Consider the following 25,404-nt stretch of genomic DNA (forward strand, 5'->3'; position numbering starts at 1 on the left):
AGAAATGAGGCGTCCCGCTCGTTCGTCGAGCAGGCATGAGGGGCGGCGGTAGCATGGCGAGACCCTGTGTCGCAACGTCGAGACCGGCGTTCGCCCCCTGCTTCGCCTTGCGCCCGCCCGGATCGACCCCTAATCACATTGTACGCCCAGCCTTTTCGCTTGGGGGAGAGCCCGCCGGGCGTCTTCTGACGTGCGACAGGCGGCCTGACTAAAATCGAGGAACCCACCGTGCCGGTGACCTTTCAGATCGTGATTTTCGCCGTTATCGCGGCGGTTCTGTTGTTCCAGCTCTATAATGTGCTGGGCAAGAAGGTCGGCCGTCAGCCCGAGGACAATCCGAAACCGATTGCGGTTCCGGCGGCGCTGGGCGGCGCGGCCGAGGCGCCCAAGGGGCCTGTCGCCGATCCGGCTTTGACGGCGGCGATCGCGGGGCTGAAGGCGCGTGATCCGAACTTCGACCCCCACCGCTTTCTGGAGGGCGCGCGTCAGGCCTATGAGACCATTGTAGGCGCCTACGCCAAGGGCGACCGCGAGGCTCTGCGTCCCCTGTTGACCGACAAGGTCATGGGCTCGTTCGAGGCGGGCATCGCTGCTCGTGAGGCGCGCGGCGAAGCCGAGAGCGCCGAACTGGTCCACGCCCCGCGCGCCGATCTGGAGCTGGCCACGGCCGAGGGCGACCGCGCCCTGGCCAAGGTGCGCTTCCTGGCCGAGGTGCGCGGCTCCCTGACCCCGTCTGGCGGCGAGACCGTGACTGAAGAGCGCCGCACCGCCGAAATCTGGACCTTTGAGCGGCGACTGGGAACGTCCGACCCCAACTGGGCCCTGGCTCGCGTCGAGCCGGCGACCGCCTGATGATCGCCCGGTCCGCGTCCCTCGATCAGACGGGCGCGGCCCGTCTCCTTACGGCTCCGCTTTCCTGGATGGGCGTCGCAGCTCTGACCCTGCTGGCGGCGGCCTGCGCCTCCACGCCCCGTCCGATCCCGACCCCCGGCCCTACGCCCCCCGGCCCTACGCCGCCCGTCGACAGGCCGACGCCCCCGCCGGTTGCGGGCGAGCTCAACCTGGCGGCCCTGCCCGGCTGGGCCGAGGAAGACCATCTGGCGGCCCTGCGCGCCTATGCCGCCGGTTGCGGTCCGTCGCGCATCGCGATCCAGACCTGTCGCGACGCCAACGCCCTTGTCTCGCGCGCCAATCCCAGCGACGCCCGCGCCTTCCTGGAAAGCCGTTTCGCCGCGACAGAGGTCCAGACCGATGATGGCGATCGGGGGTTGCTGACGGCCTATTTCGCGCCTGAATATCCGGCTCGCCGCACGCCCGACGCCGAGTTCGACGCGCCTGTGCTCAGCCGCCCGGCCAATCTGTCCAGCGTCGGCGATCGCGCCGCCATCGAGGCCGGATCCGCTCAGTCGTCGGTTCTGGCCTGGATGAAGGCGGAAGATCTGTTCTTCCTGCAGATTCAGGGCTCGGGAACCCTGACCTTCCCCGACGGCGCCCGCCTGCGCGCCGCCTACGCCGCCGACAACGGGGCGAAGTTCGTGGGCATCGCCCGCCCCATGGCCGACGAAGGCCTGCTGCCGCGCGACGGCACGTCGGGCGAGGCCATCCGCGCCTGGCTGGCCGCGCATCGCGGGGCCGAGGCGCGCCGCGTGATGGCGCTGAACCCGCGCTATATCTTCTTCACCACCAGGCCCGATGACGGCGATGAGGCGACGGGCGCCGCGGGCGTGCCCCTGCCTGCCCGACGCTCGGTCGCGGTGGACCCCTCGCGCTGGACCTATGGCGAGGCGGCCTGGATCGAGGCGGACGGCGGCAATCTGCGCGGCGCCCGCGCCAGCTATCGCGGCCTGGTCATGACGCTGGACACCGGCTCGGCCATTCGCGGCCCGGTGCGCGCGGACCTCTATATCGGGCGGGGCGACGCGGCGGGGCATGAGGCGGGCGCGGTGCGCCACCCCTTGCGGATGTGGCGCCTTATCCCGCGCGGCTGAGGACGCCTATCGCTTCTTCAGACTGCCCAGTACGCCGCGCAGCAGTTCGCGGGTGATGGTCGATCCGGCGGTGCGCAGCACGGACTTGGTGAGGGCTTCGACCGGGGTCTGCCGGTTGGACGGCGCGCGGGGGCGGGGCGTGGCCGGAGCGCGCGGAGCCGGCGCCGAACGCGCGGCCTTTTCGGCCGCCTTGGCCTCTGCCGCGGCGGTGGCCGTTTCGGCTTCGAGGCGGTCGGCCTGGGCGCGGCGCGCCTTCAGCACCTCTTCGGCGGACTCGCGGTTGACGGCGGTGTCATAGACCCCGCGCACCGGGCTGGCGGCCATGGTCGCGGCGCGCTCGGCTTCGGTCGCCGGGCCGAGGCGCGAGTCGGGCGGACGGATCTTGGTCTGGGCCACCACGGTGGGGGCGCCCTTCTCATCCAGAGTTGAAACGAGCGCTTCGCCCACGCCCAGCGCCTGAATGGCCTCAGCCGTGTCGAAGGCGGGATTGGCGCGGAAACTCTGGGCGGCGGCGCGCAGACCCTTCTGTTCGGCGGGGGTATAGGCGCGCAGGGCGTGCTGCACCCGGTTGCCCAGCTGGGCCAGGACGCTGTCGGGAATGTCGGCCGGGTTCTGGGTGACGAAATAGACGCCGACGCCCTTGGAGCGGATCAGGCGGACGACCTGCTCGACCTTCTCCAGCAGGCCCTTGGGCGCGTCGTTGAACAACAGGTGCGCCTCGTCGAAGAAGAAGACCAGGCGCGGCTTCTCCGGGTCGCCGATCTCGGGCAGCTGCTCGAACAGCTCGCTCAGCAGCCACAGCAGGAAGGCGGCGTACAGGCGCGGGCTGTTCATCAGCCGCGTGGCGTCCAGCACGTTCACCTGGCCCCGGCCGTCCAGGGCGGTGCGCATCATGTCCTCAAGCCGCAGGGCCGGTTCGCCGAAGAAGGCCTTGCCTCCCTGCTGCTCAAGCTGAAGCAGGGCCCGCTGGATGGCGGCGATGGAGGTTGGCGAGACGTTGCCGACCTCACGGCCGATGGTCTGGGCGTTCTCGCCGACATAGGCCAGCAGGGCGCGCAGGTCCTCCAGGTCCAGCAGCAGCAGACCTTCCTTGTCGGCGACGTGGAAGGCGACAGTCAGCACCCCCTCCTGCACGTCGTTCAGCTCCAGCATCCGGGCCAGCAGGGTCGGGCCGACGTCGGAAATGGTGGCGCGGATCGGGTGGCCCTTCTGGCCGTACAGGTCCCAGAAGACGACGGGCGCCGCCTTGCCGTTCAGCGTCAGCCCCATCTTGCCGGCCCGTTCGGCGAACTTCTCAAGCCCGCCGTCCTGGCTGATGCCGGACAGGTCGCCCTTCACATCGGCGCAGAAGACCGGCACGCCCGCCTCGGAAAAGCCCTGGGCCATGATCTGCAGGGTTACGGTCTTGCCGGTGCCGGTGGCGCCCGCCACGACGCCGTGGCGATTGGCCCGGTTCAGCAGCAGCCGTTCAGGCGCGCCTTCAAAGGACTGGCCGAGAAACAGGGCGGGGGCGTCGGTCATGAAGCGGGTCTCCTGCGTGACAAGCCATGCTTAATCGACCGCGCCGCGGCTGCAAGGCGGAACCTCGGCGGTTTACAGCGATTGACGCGAGTTCAAGCCACGACGACAGTCCCGACATGAAGCTTCCGATCACCGTCAATCATTCTTCGCCAGCCTCCAATGCGGTGGTGTTGATCGCTGTCGTGGCGGCAGGAGCGGCCCTTTATTGGCTCAGGGACATCCTGACCCCCCTGGCCATGGCCATGTTCCTGATGATCATGATCGACGGGGTGAAGCGGGCCATCGAGCGCCGCACGCCTATCCCGCCGCGTTTCGCCGGCGCCGCGGCCCTGATCGTCGTGGTGCTGGGCTTCCTGCTGTCGATCTGGATCATCGTCGACGGGGCGGCGGGCTTCTTCACCGACGCCTCGGGCGTGGCGGGCAGCATCGGCCCGCGCATCGACCAGATCAGCCGCGACGTGTCGGGTCTGGTCGGGGTCAGCGATCCGCCGACCTTTCACGACATGATCGCCGGCATCGACGTGCGCGGCTGGCTGACCAGCGCCGCCTTCCAGGTGCAGGGAGCGGCGACCGGCGCCTTCTTCGTCATGATCTACCTGGGCTTCCTGCTGGCGTCTCAGGCGGGCTTCCGCAAGAAGATGGTCGGCATGTTCCCCGAGCGCGGCCCGCGTCAGGAGGCGCTGGAGGTGTTTGAGCGCGTGCGCGGCGGGGTCGAGGGCTATCTGTGGGTCCAGGCTGTGACCGGGGCGATGATCTGCGCCGTAGCCTGGGTGCTGATGCGGGCTGTGGGGCTCCAGAACGCCGAGTTCTGGACCTTCGTCATCTTCATCGTCGGCTTTATTCCGGTGCTCGGCGGGGCGGTCGCAGGCTGCGCCCCGCCCCTGTTCGCCCTGGTGCAGTTCGAGAGCTACTGGCCGGCGGCGGTCCTGTTCGTCGGGCTTCAGGTGCTGCTGTTCCTGGTCGGCAATCTGGTGCAGCCGCGGATGCAGGGCGATAATCAGAACATCGACCCCATCGTCGTGCTGCTGGCCCTGGCCTTCTGGGGCAAGCTGTGGGGCGTGGCGGGGATGTTCCTGTCGACGCCTCTGGCCGTGATGGCCATGGCGATCCTGGCCGAGTTCAAGGGCTCGCGGTGGATCGCCGTCCTGCTGTCGGGCGATGGCGAGCCCTATGCCCGCAAGCCGGACAAGGCGCCGAAACCAAAGGGCGGTTCTTCCTGGCTCGGACGGATTTTGGGCCGCGACGTCCCGCCGCAGGATGGAAGCCTGAAATAATCCTTCAATTGTCCTTGAAAGGCCGCAATCGACGCCTATCTCATCCTCACACGACGCGGCCCTCCCCTCCCCCTCCCGGGCCGCGGCGTCTGAGGCCGGCGCTTCCCCTCCCCCCTCCTGAGCGCCGGACCGAGCAGGCCGTCGGACATCGTTCGACGGCCTTGTTCGTTTTTGGGGCCAGTCTGACAGTTTGTCGCCGGACCGGTTTCTGTCAGAAGGCGGCGGAAATGGGGCTTTTGCTGCTGCGATGCACGGGGCTGACGCGGAAAACCGTCCACAACTGGGCCTCTAGCGCCACATGGTGCGCTGCACACTGAAAATCCATGCATTTCGGCGCTCAAGCGGCCTAGCCGTTCTCGCCGGGCGCGCTAAGGTGCCGCAGTTTTCCCCAGCGGTTTTCCACCGCGCCGTTTGAGACTGTCGTCATGTCCGCTGCTTCGCGCATCGTTCCCGCCGTTCCCGCTGACCTGGGAGCGCTGGAAGCGGCCTATGCGCGGATTGCAGCGCCGCCGGGAGCGCCCGAAAAGGCGCTGCTGGCCCAGGCCTTCGACGACTACGCCGCCGATGAGACGCCTGAACTGGGCGGCGACGATCTGGCGATCCTGCTGGCCGGCGCCTGGCGCGGCGCCCAGGCCCGCAAGGCGGGCGAGCCTGCCCGCATCACCGTCGGTCCTCTGGTCGACGAGCACGGCGTCAACACGGGCTATGATCAGGTCCTGATCCTGCAGGACGACGGTCCCTTCCTGGTCGACAGCGTGCTGGGCGAACTGGCTGAGGCGGGCGTCACCGTGCGCGCCCTGTTCCACCCGATCGTCGAGGTCGAGGCCGGACGCCGCGACTCCTTGATCATCGCCGTCATCGACCCCCTGCCGCAGGAGCGCCGCGACGCCCTGGGCGAAGGGCTGGCGGCCGCCCTGGCTGATGTCCGCGTCGCCGTGCGCGACCACGCCTCCATGCTGGAGGCGATGGGCGCCGAGATCGCTCGCCTGGAAGCCCATCCGCCGGTCGGCGTGGCGAGCGAGGTCCTGGCCGAAAACCTGGCCTTCCTGCGCTGGGTCAAGGACGATCATTTCGTCTTCCTGGGCGCGCGTCAGTACGACTATCCGCGCCGCGCCGACGGCGCCTATGAGGCCGAGGCGCCTCTGAGCCAGTCGACCGACGGCCTGGGCGTCCTCAGCGACCCCGAACGCCGCGTCCTGCGCCGCGCCAATGAGCCGGCCGTGCTGACCCCCGCCATGCAGGCCCAGTTGAACGAGAGCGAGCCGGTCACGGTGGCCAAGGGCAATATGCGCTCTCGCGTGCACCGCCGCGCCTATATGGACTACATCGGCGTCAAGCGTTTCGACGATCAGGGCCGGGCCGTGGGCGAGACCCGCTTCGTCGGCCTGTTCACCCATGAAGCCTATGACGTCATGGCGCATGAGGTGCCGCTGCTGCGCCGTAAGGTCGAGAACGCCCTGGCGCGCGCCGACAAGGCGCCGGGCAGCCACAACCACAAGCGCCTGCGCACCATCCTGGAAAACTATCCGCGCGACGAGCTGTTCCAGATCGGCGAGGACGAGCTGCTGGATACGGCGCTGGGCATCCTGCACCTGTATGACCGCCCGCGCATCCGCCTGTTCACGCGCCGTGATCCGTTCGACCGGTTCGTCTCGGTGCTGTGCTTCGTGCCGCGCGAACGCTACGACGCCGGTCTGCGCCAGCGTATCGGCGCCATTCTGGCCCAGGCCTGGGGCGGCCGGGTGTCGGCCGCCTATCCGCAGATGTCGGACCAGCCGCTGACCCGCGTCCACTACATCATCGGCGTGACGCCGGGCGAGCATCCGGTTCCCGACCTCAAGGCGTTGGAGGCCGAGGTGGCCGAGGCCGGCCGCAGCTGGATCGACCGCTTCGAGCGCGCCCTGCGCCAGGCCGGGGTGGACGAAGCCGCCGTCGGCCCGACCAGCGCCCGCTGGGCCGAGGGCTTCGGCGTCGCCTTCCGCGACCGCTATGACGCGGCCGAGGCCGTGGCCGATCTGGAGCAGTTCGACCGTCTGAACGACGGCTCGGCGGCCGATGGCGTCCATGCCGAGCCGGTGGCGGTGCGCGCCTTCCGCACGGCGGACGAGACCAAGCTGCAGTTCCGTTTCAAACTGTATCGTCGCGGCTCGGCCGTGCCGCTGTCGGACGTCCTGCCGATCCTGGCCGACATGGGCCTGAAGACGCTGGAGGAATCCGACCACGTGGTGCGCGCGATCGGCCAGGAGCCGATCTATATCCACGACTTCCTGCTGGAAGACCCGCACGGCGCCGACCTGGTCTTCGCCGATCTCAAGACCCCGTTCGAAGAGGCCTTTAAGGCTGTGTGGAACGGCCGCACCGAGAGCGACGGCTTCAACCGTCTGGTGCTGGAACTGGGCGTCGACTGGCGCGAGGCGGCCCTGATCCGCACCCTGGCCCGCTATCGTCAGCAGACCGGTCTGGACCCGTCGCAGGCGGTGCAGGAAGCGGCCCTGCGCGAATATCCCGACGTGGCGCGCGCCATCCTGTCGCTGTTCAAGGCCAAGTTCGATCCGGCCCACGGCGGCTCGGTCGCCGAGCGTGAAGCGGCCGTGGCCGAGCTGGACGCCAAGATCGAGACCCTGCTTCAGGAAGTGAAGAGCCTGGATCACGACCGCGCCCTGCGCCGGATCGCCGGGCTGATCGACGGGATCAAGCGCACCAACTTCTATCAGGTCGACGCCGAGGGTCACCCGAAGGCGCACATCTCGATCAAGATCGCCGGTCAGGAACTGGCCGACCTGCCCCTGCCCAAGCCGTTCCGCGAAATCTTCGTCTGGGCGCCGCACATCGAGGGTTCGCACCTGCGCTTCGGCCCGGTGGCGCGCGGCGGCCTGCGCTGGTCGGATCGTCGCGACGATTTCCGCACCGAGGTCCTGGGTCTGGTGAAGGCCCAGCAGGTCAAGAATTCGGTCATCGTGCCGGTCGGCTCCAAGGGCGGCTTCTATCCCAAGCAGCTGCCGGTCGGCGGCACGCGCGAGGAAATGCAGGCCGAGGCCATTCGCGCCTATAAGACCTTCCTGTCGGGCATGCTGGATATCACCGACAACATCGTCGGCGACGCCGCCCCGGTGCGCCCGGCTGACGTCGTGGCCTGGGAAGGCGACGACCCCTATCTGGTCGTGGCCGCCGACAAGGGCACGGCGACCTTCTCGGACATCGCCAACAGCGTGAGCCAGTCCTATGGCTTCTGGCTGGACGACGCCTTCGCCTCGGGCGGCTCGGCCGGTTACGACCACAAGGAGATGGGCATCACGGCGCGCGGCGCCTGGGAGGCGGTCAAGCGCCACTTCCGCGAAGTCGGCAAGGACATCCAGACCGAGCCCTTCACGGTGGTCGGCGTCGGCGACATGTCCGGCGACGTCTTCGGCAACGGCATGCTGCTGTCCAAGGCGACCAAGGTCGTGGCGGCTTTCGATCACCGCGACATCTTCATCGACCCGAACCCGGATCCGGCCAGGTCGTGGGAAGAGCGCATGCGTCTGTTCGAGACCCCGCGCACCAGCTGGCAGGACTATGACAAGAGCCTGATCTCGGAGGGCGGCGGCGTCTTCTCGCGCTCGGCCAAGTCGATCACCCTGACCCCGCAGATCAAGGACCTGCTGGACATCGAGGCCGACACGGTGGACCCGGTCACCCTGATGCAGGCCATCCTCAAGGCCCGCGCCGAGCTGCTCTACTTCGGCGGCATCGGCACCTACATCAAGGGTTCGGGCGAGACCAACCTGCAGGTCGGCGACAAGGCCAATGACGCCATCCGCGTCAACGGCGGCGATATCCGCGCCCAGATCATCGGCGAAGGCGCCAACCTGGGCATGACCCAACTGGGCCGCATCGAGGCGGCGCGCGCAGGCGTGCGGCTGAACACCGACGCCATCGACAACTCGGCCGGCGTGGACTCCTCCGACCAGGAGGTGAACATCAAGATCCTGTTGGGCGGCGCCATCGCCTCGGGCCACTTGAAGGCCGAAGACCGCAACGCCCTGCTGAAGTCGATGACCGACGAGGTGGCGCACAACGTCCTGCGCCACAACTACGACCAGACCCTGGCCCTGACCCTGCAACAGGCCGAAGGCGCCGCAGCGCTGGACGCCCAGCAGGCCTTCATGCAGCACCTGGTTTCGATCGGTAAGCTGAACCGGGCGGTGGAATACCTGCCCGACGACGCCCGCATGGCCGAGATGAAGCTGCAGGGCCAGGCCCTGTCGCGGCCGGAGCTGGCGGTCCTGACCGCCTATTCCAAGCTGGAGCTGTTCGATGAGATCGTCGGCTCGGCGGCGCCGGACGACGCCTTCTTCGAGCGGATGCTGGTCGACTACTTCCCCACCCCGCTGGCCCAGTTCGAAGAGGACATGAAGGGCCACCGCCTGCGTCGCGACATCATCGCCACCGTGCTGTCGAACGAGATCGTCAACATGGCCGGGCCGACCTTCCCCGACCGCCTGCGCGCGGCGGCGGAATGCGACACCGCCGCCATGGTCACGGCCTTCGAGACCGCGCGCCACGTCTTCCGCCTCGATGAGGCCTGGAAGGCGGTCGAGGCCCTGGACCTGAAGATCCCGGCGGAGGCCCAGACGGCTCTGTATCAGGAGATCGCCCTGGTCCTGCGTCGCCAGACCTTCTGGCTGGCGCGCCGCGCGGCCCGCACCGAGACGACGGTGGGCGGCATGATCGCCGCCTATCAGCCCGCCGCCGACGCCCTGCGCGCCGCCGGTCCGGACGTGCTGTCGCGCTATGAGCACGCCCGCTACGAGAGCCGGGTCCAGACCTTCATCGGCCTGGGCGCGCCCGAAGAGCTGGCCCGCGACATCGCCATGCTGCGTCCGATGGTGGCCACGGCCGACATCGGCGACCTGGCCGGCGAACTGGGTTGGGACGCTCCGGCGATGGCCCGCGTCTACCACCAGGTCGGCGCCGCCTTCGACTTCGACCGCCTGCGCGTGGCGGCCGGGTCCGTGCCGTCGGGCGATCACTTCGATCGCCTGGCCGTGCGTCGCCTGATCCAGGACCTGATGACCGAGCAGCAGCAGCTGGCCCGCGCCGTGGCCACCGCCTCGGCCCAGGCAGCCGGCGCCGGCGAGGACAGCGCGGAACAGGCGGTCGACGCCTGGATCGGCGCTCGCATGGATCAGGTGGAGGCCCTGCGCGGCTCGGTCGACGAGATCGAGACCTCGGGCTCCGGCTGGACCTTCGCCAAGCTGACCATCGCCAACGGGGCCATCCGCGAAGTGCTGGCTTCGGCTTCTTAAGCAAGGTGACGCCGGGCGAGAGCCCGGCGTCACGCGCTACGCTCGCGACGCGGTCGCTCGCTGCTTGAGCGCTTTTTGAGGCGCTATCGCTCGCCGCGCGGCGGCTTGCTGCTTGAGCGCTTCTTGGAGTGCTATTGGCGGCTTCGGTAAAATCAGGGCCCGTCCGTTTCGTCGTCTGGCGAGGCGGGCGGGCCTTGGCGTTTGGGGCGGGGTCGGTTTAGGTGGCGCCTTGCTGTTCAGTGAACCGGAGGGCCCATGCCCAGGAAGTTCCTCGTCGTCGTAGACGACAGTCCCGAGCTGGGCGCCGCCCTGGCCTACGCCTCGCGGCGGGCGCGCTCGACCGGGGGCCATGTGGTGCTGCTGCGCGCCCTGCCCGGCGGATCGGACGAGCACTGGTCCGGCGTCCGTGATGAAATCCGCCGTCAGCAGCGCGAAGAGGCGGAAAGCCTGCTGACCCGGCTTGGCGAGAAGGTGGCCGAAACCTCGGGCGCCCCGCCCGTCTATCTGATCGAGGAGGGCGATCCCCAGGCCGCCATCCGCAAGGCCGTCGGCGACGACCCCGACATCAAGATTCTGATCCTGGCGGCCGGGGCCAACGGTCGCGGTCCCGGCCCGCTGATCTCGGCGGTGCTGAAACAGGGCGCGGCCTTCACCGGCCGCAAACTGCCCGTCACCATCGTGCCCGGCGAACTGACCGACGAAGAGATTCAGGACCTGGCCTGACCGTCATGAAAATCCGTCTGATCGCCGCCGCCGTCCTGTTGTCACTGGCGGCGTTCGCGCCCGACGCCCGGGCGCAGTCGGGGGCGCGAAGCTATGCGGTCCAGGGCGACTGCGACGGCCGCCCGGCGACGCAGGTGCGCATGGCGCCGGGCTATTGTCTCGGATTGGTATGGCAGGGGGGCGGGCAGGACGGCCCGCGTATGCCGCGCGGCCTGATGCCTCTGGACGGCGGCGACTGGCTGGTCACCGATCTGGGCGCGTGGGAGGCGGGCAAGGGGGCGGTGTGGCGCCTGTCGTTTGCGGCTGACGGCGCGGCGCGCTGGCGACGACTGGCGGGCGGGCTGTCCATGCCGCACACGGCCAAGCGCGGGCCGGACGGACGCATCTATGTGTCCGAGATGAACCGTATCCTGACGCTGGACCCTGACGCGGCCGATGCAGCGGCCAGCGTCCGCACCGTCATCGGCGACCTGCCGGACAACCGGCTGCACGACAATCGCCACCCCCTGTCCAGCTTCGTCTTCGACGGGAACGGCGACCTGTTGGTCAATGTCGGGGCGCCCAGTGACCGCTGTCTGGACGCGGCGGGCAAGCCGAAGGTCGATGCGCGCGGGGCCTGCGTCGAGGACGCCGCGACAGCGCAGGTGCGGCGTCACGCCTATCTGGGGAACGGTCGCTGGGCCGAAGACAGCACCGTCTTCGCCTCAGGCTTGAGGAACTCCATCGCCCTGGTGAGGCACCCGTCGGGGACGGTGCTTCAGGCCGAGAACTCGGTCGATCTGGAGACGCCGGATCATCCCTATGACGAGATCAACGTCCTGACGCAGGGGCGCCATTACGGCTGGCCCTATTGCGTCGATCTGGTCACGCCCCTGCCGGGCTGGCCTGCGCGTCAGGCGCGCTGCAATGAGCGCGAGAAGCCGATCGCCCTGTTGCCCCCGCACGCGGCGCCGCTGGACCTGATCTACTATGAGGGGGCGATGTTCCCCGAACTTCAGGGGCGGCTGCTGATGACCTGGCACGGTTTTCGCCGGACAGCGGGCCGTATCGTGGCGGTCGAGACGGACGAGGCGGGACGGCCCCTGACCGATATCGGCGGACGGTACGCCATCTATCCGCGCGGCGCCCTGCCCTACCCCGCTGGCGCGCCCAGCGTGAACGGCAAGGTGCTGACGCCGGGCTGGGACAGGATCGCCGGCCGCCACCCGCGCGGCTCTCCCGTGACGATGGCGACGGCGCCGGACGGCTCCATCTGGGTCACGGATGACAGAAGCCGGGCGATCCTGAGAATCGCCCGGCCCCGGTAGGCTTGGGTTTTAAGAGGGCGGCTTAGCCCTTCTGGCCGTCCCGCTTGGCCAGGACGCGCAGGCGCAGGGCGTTCAGCTTGATGAAGCCTTCCGCGTCCTTGTGGTCATAGGCCTGGACGCCTTCTTCGAAGGTCACCAGATCCTGATCGTACAGGCTGTTGGGGCTCTCGCGGCCGATGATGGTGACGTTGCCCTTGTAGAGCTTGACGCGAACCGTGCCCGAGACCTTCTGCTGGCTGTGGTCGATGGCGGCCTGCAGCATCTCGCGCTCCGGGCTGAACCAGAAGCCGTTGTAAATGAGCGAGGCGTATTTCGGCATCAGCTCGTCCTTCAGGTGCATGGCGCCGCGATCCAGCGTGATCGATTCCATGCCGCGGTGGGCGGCCAGCATGATCGTGCCGCCGGGGGTCTCATAGACGCCGCGCGACTTCATGCCGATGAAGCGGTTCTCGACCATGTCCAGACGGCCGACGCCGTTGTCGTGGCCCAGCTGGTTCAGCTTCGTCAGCAGGGCGGCGGGCGACAGGGCCTCGCCGTCGATGGCGACCGGATCGCCCTTTTCATAGGCGATGGTGATGATGGTCGGGGCATCCGGCGCGTCTTCCGGCGCGATGGTGCGCTGGTGCACGAACTCGGGCGCCTCGACGGCCGGGTCTTCCAGCACCTTGCCCTCGGACGAGGAGTGCAGAAGGTTGGCGTCCACCGAGAAGGGGGCCTCGCCGCGCTTGTCCTTGGAGATCGGGATCTGGTGCTTCTCGGCGAAGTCCAGCAGGGCCTCGCGGGACTTGAAGTCCCATTCGCGCCACGGGGCGACGACGCGGATGTCGGGCTCCAGCGCATAATAGCCCAGCTCGAAGCGGACCTGATCGTTGCCCTTGCCGGTGGCCCCGTGACAGACGGCGTCGGCGCCGACCATGCGGGCGATCTCGATCTGGCGCTTGGAGATCAGCGGGCGGGCGATCGAGGTGCCCAGCAGATACTGGCCTTCATAGACGGTGTTGGCGCGGAACATCGGGAAGACGAAGTCGCGCACGAACTCTTCGCGCAGGTCGTCGATGAAGATGTTCTCGGGCTTGATGCCCAGCTTCAGCGCCTTTTCCTTGGCGGGGGCGAGCTCCTCGCCCTGCCCCAGATCGGCGGTAAAGGTCACCACCTCGGCATTATATTCCGTCTGCAGCCACTTCAGGATGATCGACGTGTCCAGCCCGCCCGAATAGGCGAGGACGACTTTCTTGGGGGCGGGCTTGCTCATCGGTCGGGAATTCCTTTCAACAGGATGCGTATCGGCGCATTCGGCGCGCTTAAAGGACCAGACGCGCCGCGATGCAAGGGCATGATTGCGGCGCCGCGCCTCGAACCGCCGCTCTAAGCAGAAAGGGCGCCGCGAGCCAGCCCGCAACGCCCTTATTTCAGGCTGTTTTTTCAGCCGTTTAGCAAGTTCAGGCGGCCAGGGCTTTGAGCGCGTCCACCAGGTCGGTCTTTTCCCACGAGAAGCCGCCGTCGGCGTCCGGCGTCCGGCCAAAGTGGCCATAGGCGGCGCTGCGGCGATAGATGGGCTTGTTTAGACTCAGATGCTCGCGGATGGCGCGCGGCGAGGCGCCGCCGATCAGCTTGGGCAGTTCGCGCTCCAGCACCGCCTCGTCGATCCTGCCCGTGCCGTGCAGGTCGACGTGGACCGACAGGGGCTTGGACACGCCGATGGCGTAGCTGATCTGGATGGTGCAGCGGTCGGCCAGACCCGCCGCGACGACGTTCTTGGCCAGGTAGCGGCAGGCATAGGCGGCCGAGCGGTCCACCTTGGTCGGGTCCTTGCCGGAGAAGGCGCCGCCGCCGTGCGGGGCCGCCCCGCCGTAGGTGTCGACGATGATCTTGCGCCCGGTCAGGCCCGCGTCGCCGTCCGGCCCGCCGATGACGAAGGTGCCGGTCGGGTTGATGTGCCATTCGGTCTCGGCGGTGATGAAGCCTTGCGGCAACACCTGTTCGACATAGGGCTTCACGATGGCCGCGATCTGGGCCTGGCTCAGGTTCGCCTTGTGCTGGGTCGAGACGACGATGGAGGTCGCGCGCACGGGACGGCCGTCTTCATAATGCAGGGTCACCTGGCTTTTGGCGTCGGGCTCCAGGCCCGGCTCCTTGCCCGAGTGGCGGGCTTCGGCCAGGGCTTTCAGGATGCTGTGGCTGTAGGCCAGGGTGGCCGGCATCAGTTCAGGCGTCTCGTTCGAGGCGTAGCCGAACATGATGCCCTGATCGCCTGCGCCCTCGTCCTTGTCTTCGCCGGCGTCGACGCCCTGGGCGATGTGGGCCGATTGCGGGTGCAGGTGGTTCTGGAATTCTAGCGTCCGCCAGTGGAAGCCGTCCTGCTCATAGCCGATGTCGCGCACGACGCCGCGCACCGTATCTTCGATTTCCTGTTCGACGCCGGGGGCCCAATTGCCCTCCGTGTCCATGATGCCTTCGCCGCGGATCTCGCCGGCCAGCACCACCAGATTGGTCGTCGTCAGGGTTTCACAGGCCACCCGCGCCTCGGGGTCCTTGGACAGAAACAGGTCGACGATGGCGTCCGAAATCTGATCGGCGACCTTGTCAGGGTGGCCTTCCGAAACGCTCTCGGAGGTGAAGAGGAACGACGAACGGGCCAAGGCAGGCTCCTGGGGTGAGGGCAGGTCCGCTAGACATATAAAGATATGCTTATACCTGCAAGGCGACTTTAGCCTGTCGGATCGGCCTGTTCCAATCATCCTGAGGCTGATCTGGGATTTCGCAAGCGCACGCTTGCTATTGCGCTGCAGCATTTCATGTGGCAGCAAAATCCGCTCTTCCTTAAGAAGTAGACCTGTTCCGCCTTTGTGGTCGGGTTTATGCCTATACATTTGGAATAATCATGCCGAATCCAAACATCCTAGACGCGGCCTTGACCCGTCTCGACGAGGCCGCCCGCCACGTGCAGATCGATAGCGATGTGCTGGAGAAGCTGAAATATCCGCGCGAGACCATGAAGGTCCGATTGCTGATCCGTATGGACGACGGGTCGCGCAAATCCTTCCTGGCGTGGCGTTGCCGCTATGACGACACGCGCGGTCCGACCAAGGGCGGCATTCGTTTTCATCCCGACTCAACGGTTGAGGAGGTCGAGACCCTGGCCTTCTGGATGACGGTGAAGTGCGCCGTGACCAATCTGCCCTACGGCGGCGGCAAGGGGGCGGTGCAGGTCGACCCCAAGAGTCTGTCCAAGGCCGAGCTGGAACGGCTGTCGCGCGCCTATGTCCAGGCTTTCGCGGGCATCATCGGCCCGGATCGCGATATTCCGGCCCCCGACGTCTACACCAACGCCATGATCATGGGCTGGATGGCCGATGAGTACGCCTCCATCCAAGGGCAGGCGGCGCCCGCCGTCATCACGGGCAAGCCGATCGCCCTGGGCGGCTCGGTCGGACGTGAGGACGCCACGGCGCGCGGCGGCTTTTACCTGACCTGTCATCTGACCGAGCGGCTGGGCCTGCCGACCGAAGGCCTGCGCGTGGCGGTTCAGGGCTTCGGCAATGCGGGCCAGCACGTGGCGCGCCTGTTCCGCAGCATCGGCGCCAAGATCGTCGCCGTGTCTGACTCGGGCGGCGCCGTTCATGCGGCCTCCGGCCTCGACGTGGACGCCCTGCTGGCGGCCAAGGCGGCTGGTCATTCGGTGGTTCAGGCTGAACACGGCGGCAAGGTCATTTCGCCGGATGAACTGATCGCTGTCGAATGCGATGTCCTGGCGCCCTCGGCGATGGAGGACATGGTCCACGACGGCAACGCGGGCTCGGTCCGGGCCAAGGTCGTGCTGGAACTGGCCAACGGCCCGATCACGCCCGAGGGCGACCGCATTCTGGCCGAAAAGGGCGTGATCGTCCTGCCGGACATCCTGGCTAACGCCGGCGGCGTGACGGTGTCCTATTTCGAATGGGTTCAGAACCGCCAGGGCTATTACTGGACGCTGGACGAGGTGCAGTCGCGGCTCAAGTCCATCATCGAGACTGAGGGCGATGCGGTATGGTCCATCGCGGAGGACAAGGGCGTCACCTTGCGAACAGCGGCCTATATCCACGCGCTTGGCCGTCTGGCGGGCGCGATTGAGGCGCACGGCACCCAGCAGTTCTTCACCAGCTAGATAGTATCGTCGACCCTTAGACTTCGCCAAAGCGTCGCATTTCCAACGGCTTCTCCGTCATCTTCCTTCGGCAAGAGGGCGGCGAGCCATGGTTGGGGCCACGCGATGGATGTCTTCTACTGCCTGATCCACACGCCGGAGGCGATCACGCCCGAGCTGTGCGTGCTGCCCGGCGCCACCGAGGTCGAGGCCGTGCGCGGCCTGACCGAGGTTGCGCGCGACTGGCCCCGCCTCGAACGCATCGACCTCTATCGCGGCAATCACGAGGTTCGCAGCTTCGCGCCCAGCGACCTCGCCCCGGCCTGCCTCGTCCGCACCCTCGCAGCGTGATGTGCAGGCATGCGCCTGCGCTGTTCATCTAGCGTACGTTTCGACCTGAAACGCCGCCAGCAGCGTCGTTCACGTCTTTCTAGAATGGATGAACGGTCCAGGCGGCGCCTGCGAAGCAAGACACGCTCAGAAAGATGAGGAAGATCTCAAAGGGCGACAGCCTCCAGATAGAGGGCGCGTGACGGGCTTTTGCGGACATGGCGGCCTCATGGTTTCCAGAATAATCCTGAGTCCCGCCCCGGTTGAGCCCCTGACGGATAGCGGTTGGCCCTAGAGGCCGCCCAAAGCGCATCTCGCAGCTGGTCTTCTGTTCCTAAGGGCTCCATCCGCGACGCTTGTACGGATGTCGGCCCCAGTCCCAGCCCCCCTCAACCGGCGCGCGGACATTGATCGGAACCTGTCGCCGCGTCTCCGTCGCTCCGATCAGGCCAGATCGCGTATGCGCATGACGCCGCTGCTGCTGGTCTGGACCTCAAACCGTCCGGTTCCGCGAATGAGATCGGACAGTTTGGGGTATCCGTATGTTCGCTGGTCGAAATCCGGGTAGGCGTTGCGGAGACGGTTGCCGAGACCGCCCACGGCGACCCACCCGTCTCCATCCTCGTCCATATCGGCGATCACGGTCGCGATCAGCCGCGCAGCTTCCGCCGGCCTCCGCTTGCTGTCGCTGGAGCGGCGCACGGTTTTCGATGGATCGACATCCCCGTCGCCGGGAAGGCTCAGATTTTCAGTATAGATGAAGCGAGTGCAGGCCTGACGGAAGCTCTCGGGAGTCTTCTGCTCTCCGAATCCATAGACGTCGACGCCCTCTTCGCGAATGCGCGATGCAAGGCGGGTGAAATCAGCGTCCGACGAGACCAGGCAAAAACCGTCGAACCGGCCGGAATGCAGGAGATCCATGGCGTCGATGACCAGCGCGATGTCGCCCGAGTTCTTGCCCTTGGTGTTGGCGAAATTCTGCTGGGGCTGGATGGCGAACCGCGCGAGCACCTTCGTCCAGCCAGCAATCTGAGGACTGGCGAAATCGCCGTAGATGCGTCGCGCCGATGCTTCGCCTAAAGCGGCGATCTCGGTGAATAAGGCTTCGGCGATTTTCGGAGAGGCGTTTTCAGCGTCGATCAGCACAGCCAGCCGGGGAGCCCGGCCTTCAATCGCCATGGGGGGTATCCGCCTTCGCCTTGGAGCGCGGCTTCGCGTCGTCTGCCGCCCGTCGGGCGGAGAGGCGATCTGGCGAACGCGACGGCGGAGGCGCGTTCAAAGCCTCGGCGACGCCTGAGAGGAAACGGAGCCGCCGTTGGGCCGCCAGCGCTGGATCGTCCCCATAACGCATCGCGCGGCCGTCGACACGGCCCGCCTCGTCTCGAACCCGACGGACCAGGGCGGCGAGATGCCCCTTGCTTTTGCGGTCATCCATGACGACTGCATGGATCCGGGCCTCGGTCAGTCGTCGTTGCAAAGCAGCGTCAACATCCTGGCCCAGACCCGATCTCACGGCCATCTGGACAAAGTCCTGCGCGTACAGGCGCACGAAACTCTCTTCGATCATCCAGGGTCTTTCGAAAACGACGGCAAGGCCGTCTGGTGTCCTGACACAGGCGAGGTCGCCTTTCTTCTGGGCGCGCGGGCTGTCTTCACCGCAGCCGGTTTGGGACCAGCGGCGCGCCTGGCGGCCTCGGCGTCAATAAGCGGAAGAATGTCGGATGCAGCCGCGATCTGAGGCGGCAGACCATGCAGAACCAACCGTTGCGCATTGACGCGCAGAGCCGACAGATCCGCATCGCTCATTAAGGGAAGTTTCTCAGCCAGAGGCGACACAGGCGCCTCCTTCCGCCAGAGGCTCGGGGCGACGCGTCAAGCGCCACCCCTTCAACTGGTTGAAGCCGATCTCGACTCTGACTTCATCCCCCAGGACACTGGTCTTTAGCGGTCGATTAAGGCTGGGAAGAACGGTGATGGTATGGCCGTTTTCCAACCGGACCCGACGCGCTCCCAGCGGAAGCAGGCCAGTCACGACCCCGTCGAAGGCGATCCGGCCATCACGAAAAGTGACGATGTCGCCTCTAGGCCGCCACCACAAGGCGGGCTGCGGATTCCTTACCGCTGCGGGAGTCCAGTTCGACCTCGAAGTCGAGCTTCTGCCCCTCATTGAGAGAGGAAAACTCGGAGGCTTCTACCGCGGAAGCGTGCACGAAGACGTCCTTGCCTCCATCGTCAGGCGCGATAAAGCCGTAACCCTTGGTTGAATTATACCATTTTACTGTGCCGGTAGCCATTTTCAGACCTCCTATAGCGTTGGCGGCAGAGAAAGCCTCTGAAGCCTGTCGGGTCTGGATGGGATCGGCTTTTGAACCTCTATGCGTCGTGCAGAAAAGGGCAGCAGCGTTACGCAAGAAGATCGACATGTTTGATGTGGGGACGGATCACCATCAACGCAAGGTCGGGACGATAATAATCGAAACAGGCTCACGATGAGGGCCCGCCGTTGACCAGCGGGCCTCGAATTATTTCGACTGCTTTGATCCGACGGCTGCCTTGTCGACCAAGTTCTTCACGCTTGGATTGGAAACATTGGTCTTAGGTTTGACCTTCTTCGGCTTTCCTTTGGATTCTTTCATCGTTCTTGGCCTCTCATGTGCCCGGAGACCCTAACAGGCCAAGCCCCGGCAAATGAGGCCGCAACCCGCTATCCGCGGAATATGACCGTCCTGCCCTAGACGCGCTCCAGATACCGAAACGACCACAGGACAGCAGCATCGACGCCTGCATGATGGCGTGAGGATATCCACGCAGCTCCCAAGCGGAAGCGCCTTCCGGCTTATCCTGGCCGGGCGTCAAAGCTAGCGGTGCTCTGGAAAGGTGGTGCCGCTTAGGTGACTCGAACACCTGACCCCCTCATTACGAATGAGGTGCTCTACCAGCTGAGCTAAAGCGGCCCCGGCGTCGTCCGCGTATGGAGGCGCGGGCGAGCGAGGAGGGCTCTTTATACGGGAGCGGCAGGCTTGCCAAGAGCCGATAGCATCGCCGGCTCATCCGGGGCGGCGGCGATGCGGATTTCCGTGAAATTGAAGGCGCGCAGGGGCGTGGCGGCGGCTTCGGAAATGCAGATGGCGACGCGGCCGGAAGAGGCGGCGCGCGGCAGATTGGCCGCCAGGATTGTAGCAAGCGCGCGGGCGGCGCGGGGGGAGTGGAGCATCACAGCGTCGAAGGTTGCGGGCGCCGGGGCGTGGGTCTCGAAGGCGGCGTAGACGGGCAGGCGCTGGACCGGGCGGTCGGGCAGCAGGGTGGGCAGGTCGCCCGCTGGTTCGCGCGCGCCGGGGGCCAGCAGGGGACCGGGCGGGGCTTCGGCCGCGATCAGGCGGGCGAGGGCGTGGATATCGCCGGAGGCTGAGCGGACGTCGGCGAAGCCTGCGGCGCGGGCCGCTTCGGCGGTGGCGTCGCCGACCGCGAAGACGGGATGGCGGCTAAAGCGCGGGGCCAACGGGGCGAAGGCCTCGACGCCGTTGGGGCTGGTCAGGGCGAGAACGGCGACGGCGGCCGGGTCAGGCGCGGCGTCGAGGGCGCCGGGCAGGGGCGCCAAGGTCAGCAGGGGGACGACGAGCGGGGTGAAGCCGAGGGCTGTCAGACGGTCCGCTGTGCGGGCGGCGCCCGGTTCGGCGCGCGTGACCCAGACGCGACGGATCGGCGTCATCGCTCTAAAGCGCGATCTTCTGGTCGCCGGCGACGGCCTGAATCTGGCCGCCGAGGTCGAGGCCGAAGGCGCGGGCGGCGGCGTGATCGGCGTCGGCGGCGATGTCGCCCGAGCGGGTCCAGCGGCCCGCGCCGTTGGGGCTGAGCATTTCGGTGCTGAGGTGCAGGCGGTCGTCCGCGATGTGGGCGTAGGCGCCGATGGCGGTGCGGCACGAGCCTTCCAGCGCGGCCATGGCGCCGCGCTCGGCGGCGACAGCGAGGGCGGTGGGGGAGTGGTTGAGGGCGCGGGTCCAGGCGGCGTTCACGTCGCCCTCGCGCGTCTGCAGGGCCAGGGCGCCCTGACCCGGCGCGGGCAGGAAGGCGTCCAGCGGCAGGCGCTGGCGGATGACGTCGTCGAGGCCCAGGCGGTTGAGGCCCGAACAGGCCAGCAGGATGGCGTCGAAGTCGCCGTCGCGCAGGCGCTTCAGCCGGGTGTCGACGTTGCCGCGCAGCATCTCGATGTTCAGGTCGGGGCGCAGGGCCAGGGCCTGCGCCTGACGACGCAGTGAAGCGGTGCCGAAACGGGCGCCCTGCGGCAGGTCGGCGAAGGTCGCGTAATGGTCGCTGATGAAGGCGTCGCGGGGGTCTTCGCGCTCTGGCACGGCGGCGATGGCCAGACCGGGAGGCTGTTCGGCAGGGACATCCTTCATCGAGTGGACGGCGACGTCGACGCGGCCGTCCAGCAGGGCCTCTTCGATCTCCTTGGTGAACAGGGCCTTGCCGCCGACTTCCAGCAGGCGGCGATCCTGGATGCGGTCGCCGGTGGTGACGATCTCGACCAGGGGAACCAGGGTTTCGATCTCGGCTTCGGGCACGCCCAGGGCGCGGCCAATGGCGCGCTGCATCATGCCCGACTGGGCCAGAGCCAGGCGCGAACGTCGGGTGCCGATGCGCAGGAGAGGTTGAGTCACGTCGAGACGCCGTTGCGAAAGGGGGGGCGGGTCGCTAACTCCGCCCGATGACAATGGACGCGGACTATAGCAGGGCGGCGGACGGGGCAACCGAACGCGGGTCGGACGGTTTGACCGTGCTGGGCCTTGAGACCAGTTGCGACGAGACCGCCGCCTCGGTGGTGCGACTGTCGGCGGCGGGCGCCGAGGTGCTGTCCAGCGTCATCCACAGCCAGATCGACGACCACGCGGCCTATGGCGGGGTGGTGCCGGAAATCGCCGCCCGCAGCCATGTGGAGATGATCGACGGCGTGACGCGCCGGGCCATGGCCGAGGCCGGGCTGGACTGGAGCGCGCTGGACGGCGTGGCGGCGACGGCGGGGCCGGGCCTGGTCGGCGGGGTCATGGTCGGCCTGTCCTACGGCAAGGCGGCGGCGCTGGCGCGGGGGTTGCCGCTGATCGCAGTCAACCATCTGGAGGGCCATGCGGTGTCGGCGCGGCTGGGGGCGGAGACGACCTATCCCTTCCTGCTGCTGCTGGTGTCGGGCGGGCACTGCCAGCTGCTGGAGGTGCGCGGCATCGGCGACATGAGCCGGCTGGGCACGACGATCGACGACGCGGCGGGCGAGGCCTTCGACAAGATCGCCAAGGCCATGGGGCTGGGCTATCCGGGCGGGCCGGCGCTGGAGAAGCTGGCGGCGTCAGGCGACGGGGCGCGGTTCGAGCTGCCGAGGGCGCTGCTGGGGCGCAAGGACTGCGACTTCTCTTTCTCGGGGCTGAAGACGGCGGCGTCGCGTCTGGCCCAGACCTGCGAGACGGAGCAGGATCGGGCCGATCTGGCCGATGCGGTGCAGAAGGCGATCGCGCGCCAGCTGGCCGAACGGTCCGAGCGGGCGATGAAGGATTACGCCGAGGCGCATGAGCATCGCCTCTTTGTGGTGGCTGGAGGCGTGGCGGCCAACAAGACGATCCGGCGGACGCTGGAGGATCTGGCGACCAAGCAAGGCTTCGCCTTCCTGGCGCCGCCGATGGCCTATTGCACCGACAATGCGGCGATGATCGCCCTGGCGGGGGCCGAACGGCTGGAAAAAGGCCTGACCTCCGACATCGATGTCGCCGCCCGGCCGCGATGGCCTCTGGACGAGACGCGCGCCAGCGTTGATCCTGTGCACAAGAAAACGGGCCGCAAGGGCGCCAAGGCTTAAAGCGGCCTGGCTCTCGGCGGGGGTCGGGGGACCGGAGAAGACATGGAATTTCATACGGCAGGCGTAATTGGCGGCGGCGCCTGGGGCACGGCCCTGGCGCAGAGCGCGGCGGCGGCGGGGCTGGCCGTGGTGTTGCAGGCGCGCGAGCCCGAGGTGATCGAGAGTATCCGCACGCGCCGGGTCAACGAGGCCTTCCTGCCGGGGGTCGAACTGGATTCGGCCATCAACGTGACTTCCGATCTGGGGGATCTGGCCGACTGCGACCTGATTCTGGCCGTGCCGCCCGCCCAGCATATGCGGGCGACGTTGCAGGCCTTCGCGCCTTATGCCCGGCCGGGGCTGCCCATCATCCTGTGCTCCAAGGGCATTGAGCGCGGCTCGCTGAAGCTGATGACGGATGTGCTGGCCGAGACGATCCCGTCAGCCACGGCCGCTGTGCTGTCGGGGCCGAGCTTCGCTGCCGAGGTGGCGCGCGGCCTGCCCAGCGCCGTGACCTTGGCCTGCGCCGATGCGGCGATGGCCGAGGCCCTGGCGGGCGCCCTGTCGGGTCCGGTCTTCCGCCCCTATTACGCTGATGACCTGATCGGGGCCGAGACGGGCGGGGCGCTGAAGAATGTGCTGGCCATCGCCTGCGGCATCGTCGAGGGCCGCGAACTGGGCCGAAGCGCTCATGCCGCCGTCATTACCCGCGGCTATGCCGAGATCGTGCGCGTGGCGACGGCGCTGGGCGGGAAGGCCGAGACGGTGGCGGGGCTATGTGGCGTCGGCGATCTGGTGCTGACCTGCTCCAGCCCCCAGTCGCGCAACATGAGTCTGGGCCTGGCGCTGGGGCAGGGTTTGAGCGTTGAGCAGGCGCTGGCCGGTAAACGCTCGGTAGCCGAGGGTTATGAGAGCGCGCCCGCCGTGCGCGAGCTGACCCGCAAGCTGGGCGTCGACACGCCCATTTGCGAGGCGACGGCGGCGGTGCTGGCGGGAGAGCTGACGGTGGATCAGGCGATCGAGAGCCTGCTGACCCGCCCGCTGAAGCCCGAGCGCGAATAGTGACCGAAGAGGTTCCGGCGCCGGAGACGCAGGAGCGCAAGCGGGTCTGGAAGACGCCGCCGAACGTGGCCCTGTGTCTGGAGGCGGACATCGCCGATCCCGGCTCGCGCGGCTTCGTGCTACAGATCGGCGAGGCCTTCTTCCACGGCTTCGTGGTGAGGAAGGACGGTCGGGTCGCGGGCTGGGTGGATCGCTGCCCGCACGCAGGCTTTCCCATCGCGGTGGAGCTGGATCGTTATCTGACGCCGGACGGGTCGCTGATCCTGTGCGGCTGGCACGGGGCGGCGTTCGAGCCGCTGTCGGGCGCCTGCGTCGCCGGACCCTGCGCGGGCGGCAAGCTGACGCCCTGGCCGGTCGAGGCCCGGGATGGGGTTATTCGGACCGCGTAAGCGCGGCCTATTCCTTCGGCACCAGCTTGGGATCCTTGGTGAAGGCGTCGTCCACCTCGTCCTCGGTGATCCGCTTGGACGGATCGCCCGGCTGGTTGAGGTTCTGTTCCTCGGTGCCGTCGCCCATCATGCCGGGGTGAGGGTCCTTGGGGTCTTTCTCGGCCATCGTGATCTCCTTTGCATGGCTGCAAAAGCAATCCGAGGATGGAGCAGGACGTTCCATCACGCCCGCGCGAGCTAGGAGATGCCTAGCGTTTCAGGCGCCGCGCGTTAGCCGTGGCCTTGGCGTGGACCGGCGCCAAGGCCTGTCCCTGCGCTTTAAGCGCCGCGCCGTAGAAGGCCCAGCCGTCGCTCATCGCCCGGCTCCACGCGCCCATCGCCCAGTCGGTCTGGGCGGCGGCGAAGGCGAAGGGGGTGTCGGCGCGCGCCAGTTTGGCCATGCAGTCGGCGGCCTCCGCCCCCTCGCGTGCGGCCACGCGGCCCGCCCGTTCGGCCAGATCCATCGCTCCGGCATAGGCGGCCCCGGCCGAGGCCGCCATGGCCTCGACCTTCTCGGTTCCCATGCGGCCCAGTTCGGCGTGGTCGGCGCGCAGCGGATTGGCCATCGCCTCGCCCATGATGCCCAGCCGCCGCGTGATCACGGCGGCCGAGGCCTCGGCCAGTTCCTGACCCGCCTGGGCGTTGCGCAGGGCGTTGCGGGCGGTCTTCTGCATGGGGCTCATGCAGAGACCCTGAGCCTGTTTCAGGCGACCGGCAAGACTTCCTGTGCGAAGTCGGTCAGATCGCGGATCAGGGCCGGGACGGCGGCGTCGATGATGCGCTGGCCTTTTTCCGGGGTCGCCTGCGCCGGGTCCGAGCCGATGCGGCCGTCGGGGAAGCGGGCGCGATAGTCGTTGGCGTCGCGGATCGGGCCGAACGGGGCGATCTTCGGCTCATAGGCGGCGGTCTTGATCCGGTCGGGATAGCCCGCCTGGGTCACGGCGATCTCGGACGGCGTGGCGTGGCTGCCGTGGCCCGTCGGGAAGATGTCCTCGCACAGCTTCTGCACGCCCGGCAGGTCCCACCAGTTGCGCAGCTTCAGCACGAAGGGCGGGCGCTCGGCCCAGGGCTCGGGCGTGAAGGACCATTCGGCGTAGATTTCGGCGAAGGCGGCCTCGATGGTGGCGACGTTGCCGCCATGGCCGTTCAGGAAATAGATGCGCTCGAAGCCGTGGCGCGTCAGCGACGACACCCAGTCGGCGATCGCCGCCATGAAGGTCGATGGGCGCAGGGTGATGGTGCCGGGAAAGGCCAGGTGGTGCTGGGCCATGCCGATGTTGAAGGTGGGCGTGACGACCAGTCTGTCGTCGCCCTTCTCGGCCGCGTGGGCGATGATCTCGGGGCACAGCCAGTCGGTGCCGAGAAGGCCCGTTGGGCCGTGCTGCTCATTGGAGCCGATCGGCACGATCACCGTCTTGGACAGCAGGGCGCCGGACTTCAGGCGCTCGTCGATCTCGGGCCAGGACGACAGGTGGATCAGCATGGGAAACGGCTCCGGCGGGCGCAAGGGAAAGGATTGAGGGCGGCTTTACGCTGATC

General features: G+C 67.7%; 22 protein-coding genes and 1 tRNA gene. 11 read left to right on the forward strand and 12 right to left on the reverse strand.

The genetic code is table 11. The features are described from left to right. The first annotated feature begins 234 nt into the window (after positions 1-234). Positions 235-852, forward strand: a complete 618-nt coding sequence (timA, locus tag RSD66_RS01040; protein ID WP_415288676.1) for a TIM44-related membrane protein TimA — start codon at positions 235-237, stop codon at positions 850-852. Continuing rightward, positions 852-1,988: an MltA domain-containing protein gene (locus RSD66_RS01045; protein WP_415288677.1), complete on the forward strand. Its 1,137-nt coding sequence runs from the start codon at positions 852-854 to the stop codon at positions 1,986-1,988. Before timA ends, RSD66_RS01045 begins: the two co-directional genes overlap by 1 nt. A gap of 6 nt (positions 1,989-1,994) precedes the next feature. Here the strand turns inward: RSD66_RS01045 and RSD66_RS01050 are convergent, their stop codons facing one another. Next, positions 1,995-3,509, reverse strand: coding sequence for a helicase HerA-like domain-containing protein (locus tag RSD66_RS01050; RefSeq protein WP_415288678.1), 1,515 nt, complete (start codon positions 3,507-3,509; stop codon positions 1,995-1,997). Positions 3,510-3,625: 116 nt separating this feature from the next. On the opposite strand from RSD66_RS01050, the gene RSD66_RS01055 reads away from it, so the two are divergent. The 4 genes from RSD66_RS01055 (at position 3,626) to RSD66_RS01070 (ending at position 12,101) form a co-directional block, all read left to right on the forward strand. Next, positions 3,626-4,783, forward strand: coding sequence for an AI-2E family transporter (locus tag RSD66_RS01055; RefSeq protein WP_024354343.1), 1,158 nt, complete (start codon positions 3,626-3,628; stop codon positions 4,781-4,783). A gap of 425 nt (positions 4,784-5,208) precedes the next feature. Then, the gene (locus tag RSD66_RS01060) at positions 5,209-10,071 is read left to right on the forward strand and encodes an NAD-glutamate dehydrogenase (protein ID WP_415288679.1); all 4,863 of its coding nucleotides are present in this window, start codon (positions 5,209-5,211) and stop codon (positions 10,069-10,071) included. A gap of 255 nt (positions 10,072-10,326) precedes the next feature. Beyond that, entirely contained in the window at positions 10,327-10,794 is a 468-nt protein-coding gene (locus tag RSD66_RS01065; RefSeq protein ID WP_024354341.1) for a universal stress protein, read from the forward strand. A 5-nt stretch (positions 10,795-10,799) separates the two neighbouring features. Continuing rightward, positions 10,800-12,101, forward strand: coding sequence for a PQQ-dependent sugar dehydrogenase (locus RSD66_RS01070; RefSeq protein ID WP_415288680.1), 1,302 nt, complete (start codon positions 10,800-10,802; stop codon positions 12,099-12,101). Between the two features lie 22 nt (positions 12,102-12,123). Here RSD66_RS01070 and RSD66_RS01075 read toward each other — a convergent pair whose 3' ends face one another. Both RSD66_RS01075 and metK read right to left on the reverse strand, forming a co-directional pair. Further along, positions 12,124-13,353: an argininosuccinate synthase gene (locus tag RSD66_RS01075; RefSeq protein ID WP_415288681.1), complete on the reverse strand. Its 1,230-nt coding sequence runs from the start codon at positions 13,351-13,353 to the stop codon at positions 12,124-12,126. A 187-nt stretch (positions 13,354-13,540) separates the two neighbouring features. Beyond that, the gene (metK, locus tag RSD66_RS01080; RefSeq protein WP_415288682.1) at positions 13,541-14,740 is read right to left on the reverse strand and encodes a methionine adenosyltransferase; all 1,200 of its coding nucleotides are present in this window, start codon (positions 14,738-14,740) and stop codon (positions 13,541-13,543) included. Positions 14,741-15,012: 272 nt separating this feature from the next. Between metK and RSD66_RS01085 the strand changes: the two genes are divergently transcribed. Continuing rightward, positions 15,013-16,245: a Glu/Leu/Phe/Val family dehydrogenase gene (locus tag RSD66_RS01085; protein ID WP_415288683.1), complete on the forward strand. Its 1,233-nt coding sequence runs from the start codon at positions 15,013-15,015 to the stop codon at positions 16,243-16,245. Between the two features lie 105 nt (positions 16,246-16,350). Continuing rightward, positions 16,351-16,575 (forward strand): hypothetical protein, encoded by a 225-nt coding sequence (locus RSD66_RS01090; protein WP_024354336.1) that lies wholly within the window; start codon positions 16,351-16,353, stop codon positions 16,573-16,575. 423 nt (positions 16,576-16,998) lie between these two features. On the opposite strand, the gene RSD66_RS01095 is transcribed toward RSD66_RS01090, so the two are convergent. The 6 genes from RSD66_RS01095 to hemC form a co-directional block, all read right to left on the reverse strand. After that, positions 16,999-17,733 (reverse strand): NYN domain-containing protein, encoded by a 735-nt coding sequence (locus tag RSD66_RS01095; RefSeq protein WP_119413195.1) that lies wholly within the window; start codon positions 17,731-17,733, stop codon positions 16,999-17,001. Beyond that, positions 17,723-18,121, reverse strand: a complete 399-nt coding sequence (locus tag RSD66_RS01100) for a hypothetical protein (RefSeq protein ID WP_415288684.1) — start codon at positions 18,119-18,121, stop codon at positions 17,723-17,725. The genes RSD66_RS01095 and RSD66_RS01100 overlap by 11 nt, the downstream gene beginning before the upstream one ends. A 514-nt stretch (positions 18,122-18,635) precedes the next feature. Then, a complete protein-coding gene (locus RSD66_RS01105) occupies positions 18,636-18,848 on the reverse strand; it encodes a cold-shock protein (RefSeq protein ID WP_024354331.1) in 213 nt (70 codons plus the stop codon). A 584-nt stretch (positions 18,849-19,432) separates the two neighbouring features. After that, positions 19,433-19,508: transfer RNA gene (locus tag RSD66_RS01110), tRNA-Thr, on the reverse strand. 47 nt (positions 19,509-19,555) lie between these two features. Next, a complete protein-coding gene (locus RSD66_RS01115) occupies positions 19,556-20,263 on the reverse strand; it encodes a uroporphyrinogen-III synthase (RefSeq protein WP_415288685.1) in 708 nt (235 codons plus the stop codon). A 4-nt stretch (positions 20,264-20,267) separates the two neighbouring features. Beyond that, the gene (gene hemC, locus RSD66_RS01120; RefSeq protein WP_415288686.1) at positions 20,268-21,212 is read right to left on the reverse strand and encodes a hydroxymethylbilane synthase; all 945 of its coding nucleotides are present in this window, start codon (positions 21,210-21,212) and stop codon (positions 20,268-20,270) included. A gap of 53 nt (positions 21,213-21,265) precedes the next feature. Here hemC and tsaD point away from each other — a divergent pair, with 53 nt between their 5' ends. Genes tsaD through RSD66_RS01135 form a run of 3 tightly spaced genes read left to right on the forward strand, consistent with a single transcriptional unit; the run spans position 21,266 to position 23,826 of the window. Further along, positions 21,266-22,396 (forward strand): tRNA (adenosine(37)-N6)-threonylcarbamoyltransferase complex transferase subunit TsaD, encoded by a 1,131-nt coding sequence (gene tsaD, locus RSD66_RS01125; RefSeq protein ID WP_415288687.1) that lies wholly within the window; start codon positions 21,266-21,268, stop codon positions 22,394-22,396. A 42-nt stretch (positions 22,397-22,438) separates the two neighbouring features. Then, positions 22,439-23,437, forward strand: a complete 999-nt coding sequence (locus tag RSD66_RS01130; protein ID WP_415288688.1) for an NAD(P)H-dependent glycerol-3-phosphate dehydrogenase — start codon at positions 22,439-22,441, stop codon at positions 23,435-23,437. Continuing rightward, positions 23,437-23,826 carry a Rieske (2Fe-2S) protein gene (locus tag RSD66_RS01135; RefSeq protein ID WP_415288689.1) on the forward strand — a complete coding sequence of 130 codons (390 nt, stop codon included), beginning with the start codon at positions 23,437-23,439 and terminating at the stop codon, positions 23,824-23,826. Before RSD66_RS01130 ends, RSD66_RS01135 begins: the two co-directional genes overlap by 1 nt. 7 nt (positions 23,827-23,833) lie before the next feature. On the opposite strand, the gene RSD66_RS01140 is transcribed toward RSD66_RS01135, so the two are convergent. The 3 genes from RSD66_RS01140 to RSD66_RS01150 form a co-directional block, all read right to left on the reverse strand. After that, positions 23,834-23,992 carry a hypothetical protein gene (locus tag RSD66_RS01140; RefSeq protein ID WP_233552034.1) on the reverse strand — a complete coding sequence of 53 codons (159 nt, stop codon included), beginning with the start codon at positions 23,990-23,992 and terminating at the stop codon, positions 23,834-23,836. A gap of 82 nt (positions 23,993-24,074) precedes the next feature. After that, positions 24,075-24,539 carry a phasin family protein gene (locus RSD66_RS01145; protein WP_024354325.1) on the reverse strand — a complete coding sequence of 155 codons (465 nt, stop codon included), beginning with the start codon at positions 24,537-24,539 and terminating at the stop codon, positions 24,075-24,077. Between the two features lie 29 nt (positions 24,540-24,568). Then, positions 24,569-25,348 carry a creatininase family protein gene (locus RSD66_RS01150; protein ID WP_415288690.1) on the reverse strand — a complete coding sequence of 260 codons (780 nt, stop codon included), beginning with the start codon at positions 25,346-25,348 and terminating at the stop codon, positions 24,569-24,571. Positions 25,349-25,404 lie beyond the last annotated feature (56 nt).

Source organism: Brevundimonas sp. S1H14 (assembly GCF_047716865.1).
GTDB classification, from domain to species: domain Bacteria; phylum Pseudomonadota; class Alphaproteobacteria; order Caulobacterales; family Caulobacteraceae; genus Brevundimonas; species Brevundimonas naejangsanensis.

Excerpts from the sequence above, each read along its gene's own strand:
- RSD66_RS01115 (WP_415288685.1), bottom strand. The coding sequence starts at position 20,263 with ATGACGCCGATCCGTCGCGTCTGGGTCACGCGCGCCGAACCGGGCGCC.
- RSD66_RS01095 (WP_119413195.1), bottom strand. The coding sequence starts at position 17,733 with ATGGCGATTGAAGGCCGGGCTCCCCGGCTGGCTGTGCTGATCGACGCT.
- RSD66_RS01130 (WP_415288688.1), top strand. The coding sequence starts at position 22,439 with ATGGAATTTCATACGGCAGGCGTAATTGGCGGCGGCGCCTGGGGCACG.
- RSD66_RS01050 (WP_415288678.1), bottom strand. The coding sequence starts at position 3,509 with ATGACCGACGCCCCCGCCCTGTTTCTCGGCCAGTCCTTTGAAGGCGCG.
- RSD66_RS01150 (WP_415288690.1), bottom strand. The coding sequence starts at position 25,348 with ATGCTGATCCACCTGTCGTCCTGGCCCGAGATCGACGAGCGCCTGAAG.
- tsaD (WP_415288687.1), top strand. The coding sequence starts at position 21,266 with ATGGACGCGGACTATAGCAGGGCGGCGGACGGGGCAACCGAACGCGGG.
- RSD66_RS01065 (WP_024354341.1), top strand. The coding sequence starts at position 10,327 with ATGCCCAGGAAGTTCCTCGTCGTCGTAGACGACAGTCCCGAGCTGGGC.
- RSD66_RS01090 (WP_024354336.1), top strand. The coding sequence starts at position 16,351 with ATGGATGTCTTCTACTGCCTGATCCACACGCCGGAGGCGATCACGCCC.
- RSD66_RS01060 (WP_415288679.1), top strand. The coding sequence starts at position 5,209 with ATGTCCGCTGCTTCGCGCATCGTTCCCGCCGTTCCCGCTGACCTGGGA.
- RSD66_RS01045 (WP_415288677.1), top strand. The coding sequence starts at position 852 with ATGATCGCCCGGTCCGCGTCCCTCGATCAGACGGGCGCGGCCCGTCTC.
- RSD66_RS01075 (WP_415288681.1), bottom strand. The coding sequence starts at position 13,353 with ATGAGCAAGCCCGCCCCCAAGAAAGTCGTCCTCGCCTATTCGGGCGGG.
- RSD66_RS01055 (WP_024354343.1), top strand. The coding sequence starts at position 3,626 with ATGAAGCTTCCGATCACCGTCAATCATTCTTCGCCAGCCTCCAATGCG.
- RSD66_RS01100 (WP_415288684.1), bottom strand. The coding sequence starts at position 18,121 with ATGATCGAAGAGAGTTTCGTGCGCCTGTACGCGCAGGACTTTGTCCAG.
- RSD66_RS01145 (WP_024354325.1), bottom strand. The coding sequence starts at position 24,539 with ATGCAGAAGACCGCCCGCAACGCCCTGCGCAACGCCCAGGCGGGTCAG.
- RSD66_RS01070 (WP_415288680.1), top strand. The coding sequence starts at position 10,800 with ATGAAAATCCGTCTGATCGCCGCCGCCGTCCTGTTGTCACTGGCGGCG.
- RSD66_RS01140 (WP_233552034.1), bottom strand. The coding sequence starts at position 23,992 with ATGGCCGAGAAAGACCCCAAGGACCCTCACCCCGGCATGATGGGCGAC.
- RSD66_RS01105 (WP_024354331.1), bottom strand. The coding sequence starts at position 18,848 with ATGGCTACCGGCACAGTAAAATGGTATAATTCAACCAAGGGTTACGGC.